We start from the raw sequence: 12,199 nt of genomic DNA, 5'->3' as shown, positions 1-12,199 counted from the left end.
CCGGTGGAGCACCGCGGCCCGGTCCTCAGCACCCTCTCACCAACGCCGCGCCGCCGGCACCCCCCGGCCAGGGGGAAACCGGCGGCAGCCGTCGTACGGGCGGACGGCGTCAGCGCTTGGGGCGCCAGACGACCAGGGCGCTGGAGTGCGGGGTGGGCGGCTGGTAGGGGACGAGGTCCCGGCGGTAGGAGGCGTGGATGGTGGCCTCGCGCTGCTGGAGCGCGGTGGCCGCGCCCTCCAGGGAGTCGGCCAGTTCGGCGATGCGGGACTGGAGGGCGGTGACCTGGTTCTCCAGCTCGATGATCCGCTTGATGCCGGCCAGGTTGATGCCCTCGTCCTGGGAGAGCCGCTGGACCTCGCGCAGCTGCTGGATGTCGCGCGCGGAGTAGCGGCGGCCCCGGCCGGCGGTGCGGTCGGGGCAGACCAGGCCGAGCCGGTCGTACTGGCGGAGGGTCTGCGGGTGCAGACCGGAGAGCTCGGCGGCCACCGAGATCACGTAGACCGGGGTCTCCTCGGTGAGCACGTACTGGGGCTGCGGGGCGCTCCGCCGCGTGGTGCGGCGGGCGCCGCCACCGGGCAGGCCGTCACCGAGGCCGGGTCCGATGGGTTCGTCGGGGATCATCTGGTCGTCACGCTCCCTTCGCCGCTCTGAACAGGGCGGCTCGTGGGTCGTCGGAGGCGGTCGCCTCGCGGTACTGCTCCAGTGCGGTCAGCGCGTCGCCGGTGACGGTCTGGGGCACCACGACCTCCACGGTGACCAGCAGGTCGCCGCGGGTGCCGTCCTTGCGGGTGGCGCCCTTGCCGCGGGCCCGCAGGGTCAGGCCGTTGGCACTGCCCGGGGGCAGCTTGAGCTTCACCGACGGGCCGTTCAGGGTCGGCACCTCGATGGTGCCGCCGAGGGCGGCCTCGGGGAAGGTGACCGGGACGGTCACGGTCAGGTTGTCGCCCTTGCGCCCGAAGACGGGGTGCGGGTCGACGTGCACGGTCACGTAGAGGTCGCCCGGCTGTCCGCCGCGCTCGCCCTGGGCGCCCTTGCCCTTGAGCCGGATCCGCTGGGCGTCCTGGACGCCGGCCGGGATCCGGACCTGCATGGTGCGGGCGGAGCTGGCCCGGCCGCTGCCGTGGCAGTCGGTGCACGGGTCGTCGACGATCATGCCGCGGCCGCGGCAGTCGCGGCAGGGCTCGGAGAGCGCGAAGGCGCCCTGGCCCCGGCTCACGGTGCCGGAGCCGACGCAGGTCGGGCAGACCCGCGGGGTGGTGCCGGACTTGGCACCGGTGCCGTTGCAGAGGCGGCAGGGGGCCTGACTGGTCATCCGCAGCGGGACGGTCGCACCGTCGACGGCCTCCTCGAAGGAGAGCGTCACCTCGGTCTCGACGTCGGAGCCGCGCCGCGGCTGGGCCTGCCGGCCGCCCCGGTTGAAGAGCCCGCCGAAGACGTCGCCGATCCCGCCGCTGCCGCCGCCGCCCTGGTTGCCGTTGAACAGGTCGCCGAAGTCGAAGCTGTAGCTGCCGGTGCCACCGGGGCCGCCGGACCGGAAGCCGCCGTTGGCGAAGAGGCTGCGGGCCTCGTCGTACTCCTTGCGGCGCTTCTCGTCGGAGAGGACGTCGTACGCCTCGGAGATGTCCTTGAACCGCTCCTCGGCTTTGGTGTCGCCCTTGTTGGCGTCGGGGTGGAACTCGCGCGCCAGCTTGCGGTAGGTCTTCTTGATCTCTGTGGCGCTGGCGTCCTTCGGCACGCCGAGGACCTTGTAGTAGTCCTTCTCCACGTAGTCCTTGCCGCTCATGGCCGGCGCCACCTCCCGAGGTCCATCGTCACAGTGCTGTCAACGGTCGGAACCCGGCGAGTGGTGCCGGGGAACCTCGACAGCGCGCTGCGGAGCCGTCCGCCGTACTGGCCGGCGTACGACTCCGCAGCGCAAGGGTTGTCAGCTGTCACCGGTGGTCAGCTGTCCGAGCCACCGTCGGCCTGGTCCTTCTTCTCCCCGCCCTCGGCGGTGTCGGCGTCCGGGCCGGGCGCGGTCTGGGTGCCCGGCTGGGGCTCCGCGACCGCGACCATCGCCGGGCGGATGATCCGCTCGCCGATCCGGTAACCGGGCTGGAGGATCTGGACACAGGTGTCCTCGGTGACCTCCGAGGAGTAGCTGTGCATCAGCGCCTCGTGCATGGTCGGGTCGAAGGGCTCGCCCTCCTTGCCGAACTGCTGCAGGCCCAGCTTGGCGACGACCGTCTCCAGCGACTCGGCGACGGACTTGAAGCCGCCCGTCACCTCGCCGTGGTCGCGGGCCCGGCCGATGTCGTCCAGGACCGGGATCAGCGACTCCAGGATGTTGGAGACGGCGATCTCGCGGACCGTCAGCCGGTCGCGCTCGACCCGCTTGCGGTAGTTCTGGTACTCGGCCTGGAGGCGCTGGAGGTCGGCGGTGCGCTCGGCCAGCTCGCGCTTGGCCGTGGCGTCCCCGGGGGTGCCGGCGTCGGTGCTCTCGGCACCGGCCGCGGCGGCCTCCTCGGCGGCCTTGATCACGGCCTCCTCGGCGGCGGAGTCGTCGCCGGGCTCGGCACCCTGCGGCTTCTCCGTCATGCCGCACCGCCCTTGGGCTTCTCGTCGTCCACGATCTCGGCGTCGACGACGTCGTCGTCCTTGGCACCGGCCTCGCCGGCGTCGCCGGCCGCGCCCGCCGCACCGGCGGCGTCGGCGTTGGCGTAGAGCGCCTGGCCGAGCTTCTGGGCGGTGGTGGAGACCTTCTCCGAGGCCTCGCGGATCTTCGCGATGTCCTCGCCCTTCAGGGCCTCCTTGAGCTCGCCGATGGCGGTCTCGACCTCGGTCTTGACGTCGGCCGGGAGCTTGTCGGAGTTGTCGGCGATGAACTTCTCGGTGGAGTAGACGAGCTGCTCGGCCTGGTTGCGGGTCTCCACGGCCTCGCGGCGCTCGTGGTCCTCGGCCGCGTACTGCTCGGCCTCGCGCATCATGCGCTCGATGTCGTCCTTCGGCAGCGCGGAGCCGCCGGTGACGGTCATCTTCTGCTCCTTGCCGGTGCCGAGGTCCTTCGCGCCGACGTGCATGATGCCGTTGGCGTCGATGTCGAAGGTGACCTCGATCTGGGGCAGGCCGCGGGGGGCCGGCGGCAGGCCGGTCAGCTCGAACATGCCGAGCTTCTTGTTGTACGCCGCGATCTCGCGCTCGCCCTGGTAGACCTGGATCTGCACGGACGGCTGGTTGTCCTCGGCCGTGGTGAAGATCTCGGAACGCTTGGTCGGGATCGTGGTGTTGCGCTCGATCAGCTTGGTCATGATGCCGCCCTTGGTCTCGATGCCGAGGGACAGCGGGGTGACGTCGAGCAGCAGGACGTCCTTGACCTCGCCCTTGAGGACACCGGCCTGGAGCGAGGCGCCGATGGCGACGACCTCGTCCGGGTTGACGCCCTTGTTGGCGTCCTTGCCGCCGGTCAGCTCGCGGACGAGCTCGGCGACGGCCGGCATACGGGTCGAGCCGCCGACGAGGACGACGTGGTCGATCTCGGAGAGGGCGATGCCCGCGTCCTTGATGACGTTGTGGAACGGGACCTTGCAGCGCTCCAGCAGGTCCGAGGTGAGCTGCTGGAACTGGGCCCGGGTGAGCTTCTCGTCCAGGTGCAGCGGGCCCTCGGCGGAGGCCGTGATGTAGGGCAGGTTGATCGAGGTCTCGGAGGACGAGGACAGCTCGATCTTGGCCTTCTCGGAGGCCTCGCGCAGACGCTGCAGCGCCATCTTGTCCTTGGACAGGTCGACGCCGTGGCCGGCCTGGAAGACCTTGACCAGGTGGTCGACGACCTTCTGGTCCCAGTCGTCGCCACCGAGGTGGTTGTCACCGTTGGTGGCCTTCACCTCGACGACGCCGTCGCCGATCTCCAGCAGCGAGACGTCGAAGGTGCCGCCGCCGAGGTCGAAGACCAGAATGGTCTGGTCGTCCTTGTCCAGGCCGTAGGCCAGGGCGGCCGCGGTCGGCTCGTTGACGATGCGCAGGACGTTGAGGCCCGCGATCTCACCGGCCTCCTTGGTGGCCTGGCGCTCGGAGTCGGAGAAGTACGCCGGAACGGTGATGACGGCGTCGGTGACCGTCTCGCCCAGGTAGGACTCGGCGTCGCGCTTCAGCTTCTGCAGGATGAAGGCGCTGATCTGCTGCGGGTTGAAGTCCTTGCCGTCCAGCCCGATCTTCCAGCTGGTGCCCATGTGGCGCTTGACCGAGCGAATGGTGCGGTCCACGTTGGTGACCGCCTGGCGCTTGGCCACCTCGCCGACGAGCACCTCGCCGTTCTTGGCGAAGGCGACGACGGACGGCGTGGTCCGCGCGCCCTCGGCGTTCGTGATGACGGTGGGCTCGCCACCCTCCAGAACGCTGACGACCGAGTTCGTCGTGCCGAGGTCGATGCCGACCGCGCGTGCCATCGTAAATACCTCCACGGAAGAGTTGAGCTTTACAGGCTCAAGGATGCATGACAGGCCGGGACGCGTCAACAGCTATGAGTCCTCGGCGCTCAACTTTGGTGAGCGGCGGGGTGCGCGAACGGACTCCGGCGCCCGGCCGGGACGCGGCCGGGGTGCCCCCGGGCGTGCGTTCACGTGACTGCCGCCATACCTTGAGCATCTTCAGGAGAAGTGGTGCCCGGCGGTAATGTCCGGGCCGTCGGCCCAGGAAGTTACCGACGAGTACACTGCCCCGGAGAAACCGCACACCCGTAACAAGCAAGCCGCAGGAGACGGAGAGCCGATGCAGCTAGCAGCGATCGTCATCTCGCTGGTCACGTTCGTGGTCGGCACCGCGCTCGCCGCTCGTGCGGCGCTGTACATCTACCGGGTGGTGCGGACCGGCCAGCCGGACGCCACCCGCTTCGGGCAGCCCGCCCAGCGGGCGAAGACGGTGGCCGTGGAGTTCGTCGGCCACACCAGGATGAACCGCTGGGGGATCGTCGGCGTCGCCCACTGGTTCGTCGCGGTCGGCTTCTTCACCCTGGGCCTGACCCTGCTCACCGCGTTCTTCCAGCTGTTCGACGCCGAGTTCGTGCTGCCGGTGCTCGGCGGCTGGCTGCCGTACGAGCTCTTCACCGAGCTGGTCGGCACCTTCACCACGCTGGGCATCGCCGCCCTGATCGTGATCCGGCTGCTGAGCCTGCCCGGCCGGGCGGGCCGCAAGTCGCGCTTCGCCGGCTCGATCGCCTGGCAGGCCTTCTACGTCGAGTACACGATCCTCGGCATCGGCCTGTGCATCATGATCCTGCGCGGCCTGGAGGGCGCGCTGGAGCACGTCGGCTCCTACGAGGCCAAGTACCTGATCTCCTACCCGCTGGTGGCGGCGTTCCGCGGGCTGTCCCACGGGACCCTGGAGAACCTGGTCTACGTCTTCGCGATGCTGAAGATCTGCACCTCCTTCGCCTGGGCGATCACCATCGGCATCAACCCCTCGATGGGCGTCGCCTGGCACCGCTTCCTGGCCTTCTTCAACATCTACTTCAAGCGCGCGGAGGACGGCTCCACCGCGCTCGGCGAGCTGCGCCCGATGACCAGCGGCGGCGCGCCGATCGACTTCGAGGACCCGGCCGACGACGCCGTCTTCGGCGTCTCCCAGGTCGAGCACTTCTCCTGGAAGGGCATCCTCGACTTCTCCACCTGCACCGAGTGCGGCCGCTGCCAGTCGCAGTGCCCGGCCTGGAACACCGGCAAGCCGCTCTCGCCGAAGCTGCTGATCATGAGCCTGCGCGAGCACGCCTTCGGCAAGGCCCCCTACCTCCTGGCCGGCGGCGGCAAGGACATGGAGGGCGAGGAGAAGGCCACCGCCGAGCAGCTGGCGGACGTCCCGGCGGCCGCCCTGGCCGAGGCCGAGCGCCCGCTGATCGGCACCGCCGAGGAGAACGGCGTCATCGACCCGGACGTGCTGTGGTCCTGCACCACCTGCGGCGCCTGCGTCGAGCAGTGCCCGGTCGACATCGAGCACATCGACCACATCGTCGACATGCGCCGCTACCAGGTCATGATCGAGTCCTCGTTCCCCACCGAGGCCGGCACCATGCTCAAGAACCTGGAGAACAAGGGCAACCCCTGGGGCATGGCCACCAAGGCCCGCCTGGACTGGGTCAAGGAGCTCAAGAAGGAGACCGGCATCGAGGTGCCGGTGATCGGCGAGGACATCGACCCCGCCGAGGTCGAGTACCTGTACTGGGTGGGCTGCGCCGGCGCCCTGGAGGACCGGGCGAAGAAGACCACCAAGGCCTTCGCCGAACTGCTGCACACCGCGGGCGTGAAGTTCGCCATCCTCGGCAAGGAGGAGTCCTGCACCGGTGACTCCGCCCGCCGGCTGGGCAACGAGTTCCTCTTCCAGATGCTCGGCGCGCAGAACGTCGAGACCCTGAACGCCGCGCTGGAGGACGCCCCGGTCAAGCGGATCGTGGCGACCTGCCCGCACTGCTTCAACACCATCGCCAACGAGTACCCGCAGCTGGGCGGCCACTTCGAGGTCATCCACCACACCCAGCTGCTGCAGCACCTCATCGACGAGGGCAAGCTCGTGCCGGTCAACCCGGTCGAGGGCCTGATCACGTACCACGACCCCTGCTACCTGGGCCGCCACAACAAGGTCTACAGCCCGCCGCGCGAGATCATGGACAAGGTCCCCGGTCTGCGCCAGCAGGAGATGCACCGCCACAAGGAGCGCGGCTTCTGCTGCGGCGCCGGCGGCGCGCGGATGTGGATGGAGGAGCGCATCGGCAAGCGGATCAACACCGAGCGCGTGGACGAGGCGCTGTCCCTGAACCCGGACATCGTCTCCACCGCCTGCCCGTTCTGCCTGGTGATGCTCTCCGACTCGGTGAACGGCAAGAAGAACGAGGGCGCGGCCAAGGAGCACCTGAAGGTCGTCGACGTCGCCCAGCTGCTGCTCGACTCGGTCAAGGCGGTCCCGCCGGCCGCGGCCGAGGAGCCGCAGACGGTCGACGCCTGAGCGGCGTCCCGACCGACGGGGCCGTGAACCGGCCCGGTTGTTCGACAGTTCTGCAACAACCGCCCGGCCCGGGGGGTGCCACCGGCATCCGCCCGGGCCGGGCCCTTCCGGTGACCGCCCGGGGATTTTTCCGGTGACCGCCCCGGGCTCTCCGGGCCGCCGCCCGGTTCCGTTCCGGCCGCCGCCCGGCTCCGTCCCGGGTGCCGAGGGCAGGACCACCGCGCGGCGCTCCTGTCGGAAGGAAATACAGTAGGCGCCGGACCGGCCGTGAGCCGGTCGATCCGTTCCGGCCCCCGGAACGGCGTACACCACACCGACGGAGGTATCGGCCCGCCGGGCCGGGCCGCACAGAGCACAAGGGGAACAGCGCAGACCATGACCGAGGCGATCATGCTGGTCGGTGGTAAGGGCACGCGACTGCGTCCGCTGACCACCCACACCCCCAAGCCCATGTTGCCGGTGGCAGGCGTCCCGTTCATCGCGCACCAGCTGGCGCGCGCGGCGGCGGCCGGGGTCACCCGCGTGGTGCTCGCCACCTCCTACCTCGCCGAGGTCTTCGAGGACCACTTCCAGGACGGCACCCCCTACGGCATCGAGCTGGTCTACCTGACCGAGCGCGAGCCGCTCGGCACCGGCGGCGCCATCCGCAACGCGGCCACCGGGCTCACCTGCGGCCCGGACGAGCCGGTCCTGGTGTTCAACGGCGACATCCTCTCCGGCGTCGACATCGCCGCCCTGCGGGACGGCCACGTGGCCGCCGGAGCCGACGTCACCCTGCACCTCACCCGGGTCGAGGACCCGCGCGCGTTCGGCCTCGTGCCGACCGACGAGCACGGCCGGGTGCTGGAGTTCCTGGAGAAGCCGGAGACGCCGGAGCAGATCGTCACCGACCAGATCAACGCCGGCTGCTACGTCTTCACCCGTTCCGTCATCGACCGCATCCCGGCCGGCCGCGAGGTCTCCGTCGAGCGCGAGACCTTCCCCGAGCTGCTGGCCACCGGCGCGCTGCTGCGCGGCGTCGTGGACACCTCGTACTGGCTCGACCTCGGCACCCCGGCCGCCTTCGTCCGCGGCTCGGCCGACCTGGTGCTCGGCAAGGTCGACTCGCCCGCCGTGCCCGGCCCGACCGGCGACGCCCTGCTGCTGCCCGGGTCGACCGTCCGGCACGGCGCGGTGCTCAGCGGCGGCACCGTGGTCGCCGAGGGGGCGGTGGTCGAGGCCGGCGCCATCGTCGAGGGCAGCGTGATCCTGCCCGGTGCCGTGATCGGCGCCGACACCCTGGTCAAGGACTCGATCGTGGGCGCCTTCGCGACCGTCGGCGACCGCACCGCGCTGGACGGCGCGGTGATCGGGGACGGCGCGATCGTGGAGTCCGACAACGAGCTGCCGAACGGCATCCGGATCGCCTGCGGCACCCTGCTGCCGGTCGGTGCCGTCCGCACCTCGGCCGGCCCGGGCGGGTGCCCGGCCGGCACCAGCGCCGCGGCCTCCGTGCACGGGCCGAAGGTGGCCGTGGGGCAGTAGCCGCCTCCGTGCACGGGCCGGAGGTGGCCGTGGGGCGGTAACGCGCCGCCGTGGCCCCGCGGCAGTAACAGGCTCGCTGCAAACCGGACCCGGTCCGGTGCCCGGCCACCGGGGCGCCCGCCGGGCGGGTACCTTCGGAACGTGGCTGGCAATCGATACGACAGCGGTCAGGGCGCCGAACCCCGTGGCGGGTGGTCGGCGCCCCCGCAGCAGCAGGCGGCGCCCGGGGGGTACGGGCCGACGGACGGACCGGAGTACTTCACCGGCCCGCAGCAGGGACCCGGCGGCCCGCAGGGCCCGGCGGACCCGTACGGGCCCGGCCCCCGCTCCCCGTACGCCTCGCAGCAGGACCCGTACGGCGGGCAGCGGGACCCGTACGCGGGGCAGCAGCCCTACCCGGGGCAGCCGGGGCAGCCCTACGGCGGGCCGCAGCGGGACCCGTACGCGGCCGACCAGCCCGGTCACACCCGGGCCTTCCCGGTCGGCGCCGACCCGTACGCGGGCGAGCCGTCCTCCTACGCTCCGGAGCAGCCGCCGTACCCCGACGGCCCCGGTCAGCAGGGCCGGGCCCAGGGTTACGGCGACGACAACGTCGCCGTCTACCGGGCCGGCGGCCAGTCCGCACCGCAGGCCACCGGCCCCAGGCCGAGCTGGCGCGAACTGCTGACCGGACTCTTCCGCACCCCCACCGCGATCTTCGACCGCACCCGCGACCACCAGGTCTGGCTGCCCGCCGTCACGGTCTCCCTGCTCTACGGCGCCCTCGCCGTGCTCGGCCTCGGCATGACCCGCGACGACGTGGTCAACTCCACCTTCACCGTGGCGCTCACCGCGCTGCTGGCGGCGGCGATCGGCTTCACCCTGGCCGGCGCCATGCTCGGCGGGGTCACCTACGCGCTGGCCCGGCAGTTCGGCGGCGACGGCCCGTGGCAGTCCACGGTCGGCCTGGCCGTGCTGATCGGCTGGGTCACGGACGCGCCCCGGCTGCTGCTGGCACTGGTGCTGCCGGCCGACAACCTGCTGGTCCAGGTGGTCGGCTGGGCCACCTGGCTGCTCTGCGCGTTCCTGCTGACCAGCATGGTCCGCCGGGTGCACGACCTCCCCTGGGGCAAGGCGGCCGGTGCGGCGGCGCTGCAGCTGCTGGCGCTGCTGGTGCTGATCAAGCTGCCGACCCTCGGCTGACCCCGTCCCCTTCCCGACCCGCCCCCGGACCTCGGGGACAATGGAGCACGGGCCTCGCCTCGCGGGGCCCGTCGCCGTTTCCCGGGCCGTCCCGTCCGGGCCGCGCCCTTCCCCTGTCCAGTCCACCCTCACCCGCACGGAGCCAGGCATGACCCTCCCCACCACGCACGTCAGCTTCCCGGCCGGGGCGGTGACCGGCGAGTCGACGGTGCTGGCGGTGCACCCGCTGGACGGCGGCCGGTACGCCGTGGTCACCGGGGCGACGCCGTTCCACCCGCTCGACCACACCTGGCCGGACCAGCCCGCCGACCTCGGCACGCTCACCGTGGACGGCGTGGAGCTGGCCGTCGTCGACTGCCTCACCGGTGCGGTCGGCCCGGACGGCGGCCCGGTGCTGGTGGGAGCCGACATCCCGGTCCGCCGCGGCGACGAGGAGTGGTCCTGGCTGGTCCTGCACGTCCTCGCGGCGGACCCGGGCGACATCGTCGGCCGGACTGCCGCCCTCGCCGTCGACGCCGGCCGGCGCGGGGCTCTCAGCGCCTCCCACAGCGGCTGCCACCTGCTCGCCCTCGCCCTCAACGAGGCGCTCGCGCCGCGCTGGCGCAAGGACCCGGGCCGCACCGACGCCTTCGGCCACCCGGACTTCGACAGCCTCGCCATGGCGAGCTCGGTGATGGACACCGAGGCGAGCACCGACACCTACCGGCTCGGCAAGTCGCTGCGCAAGAAGGGCTTCACCGCCGAGGCCACCGAGGAGTTCCCGGCCCTCGCCGACGCCCTCCCCGAGCTGACCGAGGCCGTCAACCGCCGGCTGGCCGGCTGGGTCGCCGCCGACGCCCCGGTGCGCATCGACGTCCCCGGCCCCGAGCTGACCGCCCGCCGCGAGTGGAACTGCGAGCTGCCCGAGGGCGCGGCGCGGATCTTCTGCGGCGGCACCCATCTGCACCACCTGGGCGAGCTGGCCGAGCTCCGCACCGAACTGCGGCTCTCCGAGGACGGCAGCGAGCTGGTCGCCGTCACCCGCCCGAAGCGGGCCTGACACGGCGGCGGGCGGCCACCCCGTCCAGGGTGGCCGCCCGTGTCGTGCCCGCTCGCGCTGCTCGCGGCGCCGCTCAGACCTCGGAGCGGTGGAAGTTCAGGTAGGAACGCGACGGCGTCGGGCCGCGCTGCCCCTGGTAGCGCGAGCCGTACCGCTGCGAGCCGTACGGGTGCTCCGAGGGCGAGGAGAGCCGGAACAGGCAGAGCTGCCCGATCTTCATCCCCGGGTAGAGCTTGATCGGCAGCGTCGCGACGTTCGACAGCTCCAGCGTGACGTGCCCGCTGAACCCGGGGTCGATGAAACCCGCCGTGGAGTGCGTCAGCAGACCGAGCCGGCCCAGGCTGGACTTGCCCTCCAGCCGCGAGGCGACGTCGTCGGGCAGCGTGATGACCTCGAAGGTCGATGCCAGCACGAACTCGCCCGGGTGCAGGATGAACGCGTCGTCGCCCTCCGGCTCGACCAGACGGGTCAGGTCCGGCTGCTCCTCGGAGGGGTCGATGTGCGGGTAGCGGTGGTTCTCGAAGACCCTGAAGAAGCGGTCCAGTCGCACGTCGATGCTCGACGGCTGGACCATCGCGGGGTCGAACGGATCGATCACCACCCGGCCGTTGTCGATCTCGGCCCGGATGTCCTTGTCAGAGAGCAGCACGCTTCGAGGTTACGTGCACGATGCGGCCCCGGACGAATCGCCCGGGGCCGCACCCGTCACATCTCTCCCACGACCGCCCTCGTCAGGCGAGGAACTCCGCGGCCTCCAGCCGCAGTGCCCGGGCCAGTTGCGGCTCGGACAGCTCCCGCACGTCGGCGAGCACCGAACTCCTCAGCCGTCCGCACTGCGGGCACCGGATCAGCCGCCCCGGCCCCAGCCGGCCGGCGCCGAGATTCTGCATCGGGAACGTGGTGGTGCTGAACAGGTGCCCCTCGGCACAACGAACGACGGCGCGCTGCTCCATCGATCCCCTTCCCATCCTTACCCCGGTACTCACCCGTACTCGTCGCCCCGAACGGCGGAGCCCCCGGGACCAGCGTCACATTAGGGGAAGTTCTGGACATTCCACACCAAGGCTCGCCGCCCGCACCCACCCGCCGGGGCAGTCTCGCGCGGCCCACACAGTACGCCCCCGCCCCCACCCCGCGCGGCTCCGCCACGACCTCCGGCCGCCTGTGCGGCGACCGTCACGGATGGGGTACAGTGAGGGCAGATCGAGCGTCTCTGACGACTCGTCAGGCGGGCGTAGTTTAATGGTAGAACATGAGCTTCCCAAGCTTATAGCGCGAGTTCGATTCTCGTCGCCCGCTCCATCGATAAAGCCGCAGGTCAGCGACCTGCGGCTTTTGCGTTCTCCGGACCGGTCCAGCTATTTCCGGCATGGCCCGGGAGCCGGGTGGCGGAGTGCGCCGCAGACGATCCGAGCGAGGCCCGGGCAGGGCACCGGGAGCCGGCGGCGGCGCGTTCGGGGCATCGTCGCAGCGGCTTTGTCGCCAGG

Annotated in this window: 9 protein-coding genes, 1 tRNA gene and 1 pseudogene; 5 read left to right on the top strand and 6 right to left on the bottom strand. The window is 71.6% G+C overall.

Going from position 1 to position 12,199, the window contains the following annotated elements; translation table 11 throughout:
- Positions 1-109: 109 nt before the first annotated feature.
- The 4 genes from BLU95_RS19350 to dnaK form a co-directional block, all read right to left on the bottom strand.
- Positions 110-580 carry a heat shock protein transcriptional repressor HspR gene (locus BLU95_RS19350; RefSeq protein WP_375969123.1) on the bottom strand — a complete coding sequence of 157 codons (471 nt, stop codon included), beginning with the start codon at positions 578-580 and terminating at the stop codon, positions 110-112.
- Positions 581-629: 49 nt separating this feature from the next.
- The gene (gene dnaJ, locus BLU95_RS19345; RefSeq protein ID WP_093861136.1) at positions 630-1,784 is read right to left on the bottom strand and encodes a molecular chaperone DnaJ; all 1,155 of its coding nucleotides are present in this window, start codon (positions 1,782-1,784) and stop codon (positions 630-632) included.
- Positions 1,785-1,942: 158 nt separating this feature from the next.
- Entirely contained in the window at positions 1,943-2,578 is a 636-nt protein-coding gene (grpE, locus tag BLU95_RS19340; RefSeq protein WP_093861135.1) for a nucleotide exchange factor GrpE, read from the bottom strand.
- Positions 2,575-4,422: a molecular chaperone DnaK gene (gene dnaK, locus BLU95_RS19335; RefSeq protein WP_093861134.1), complete on the bottom strand. Its 1,848-nt coding sequence runs from the start codon at positions 4,420-4,422 to the stop codon at positions 2,575-2,577. Before dnaK ends, grpE begins: the two co-directional genes overlap by 4 nt.
- Before the next feature lie 322 nt (positions 4,423-4,744).
- Between dnaK and BLU95_RS19330 the strand changes: the two genes are divergently transcribed.
- The 4 genes and pseudogenes from BLU95_RS19330 to BLU95_RS19315 all read left to right on the top strand — a co-directional run bounded on the left by BLU95_RS19330 (position 4,745) and on the right by BLU95_RS19315 (position 10,712).
- Positions 4,745-6,967, top strand: coding sequence for a (Fe-S)-binding protein (locus BLU95_RS19330; protein WP_093861133.1), 2,223 nt, complete (start codon positions 4,745-4,747; stop codon positions 6,965-6,967).
- Between the two features lie 375 nt (positions 6,968-7,342).
- Positions 7,343-8,416: pseudogene (gene manB, locus BLU95_RS19325) on the top strand (mannose-1-phosphate guanylyltransferase); the annotation flags it as partial.
- Positions 8,417-8,632: 216 nt separating this feature from the next.
- Positions 8,633-9,673 carry a Yip1 family protein gene (locus BLU95_RS19320; protein WP_093861131.1) on the top strand — a complete coding sequence of 347 codons (1,041 nt, stop codon included), beginning with the start codon at positions 8,633-8,635 and terminating at the stop codon, positions 9,671-9,673.
- A 148-nt stretch (positions 9,674-9,821) separates the two neighbouring features.
- A complete protein-coding gene (locus BLU95_RS19315) occupies positions 9,822-10,712 on the top strand; it encodes an alanyl-tRNA editing protein (RefSeq protein ID WP_093861130.1) in 891 nt (296 codons plus the stop codon).
- Positions 10,713-10,785: 73 nt separating this feature from the next.
- Here the strand turns inward: BLU95_RS19315 and dcd are convergent, their stop codons facing one another.
- Both dcd and BLU95_RS19305 read right to left on the bottom strand, forming a co-directional pair.
- A complete protein-coding gene (gene dcd, locus BLU95_RS19310; RefSeq protein WP_093861129.1) occupies positions 10,786-11,361 on the bottom strand; it encodes a dCTP deaminase in 576 nt (191 codons plus the stop codon).
- Positions 11,362-11,443: 82 nt separating this feature from the next.
- Positions 11,444-11,665, bottom strand: coding sequence for a hypothetical protein (locus BLU95_RS19305; protein WP_030392517.1), 222 nt, complete (start codon positions 11,663-11,665; stop codon positions 11,444-11,446).
- Positions 11,666-11,940: 275 nt separating this feature from the next.
- Between BLU95_RS19305 and BLU95_RS19300 the strand changes: the two genes are divergently transcribed.
- Positions 11,941-12,014: transfer RNA gene (locus BLU95_RS19300), tRNA-Gly, on the top strand.
- The last annotated feature ends 185 nt before the right edge of the window (positions 12,015-12,199 follow it).

Origin of the sequence: Streptomyces sp. TLI_053 (assembly GCF_900105395.1) — a bacterium.
Taxonomy (GTDB): Bacteria; Actinomycetota; Actinomycetes; order Streptomycetales; family Streptomycetaceae; genus Kitasatospora.
This window is presented reverse-complemented; position numbering and strand designations above follow the sequence as displayed.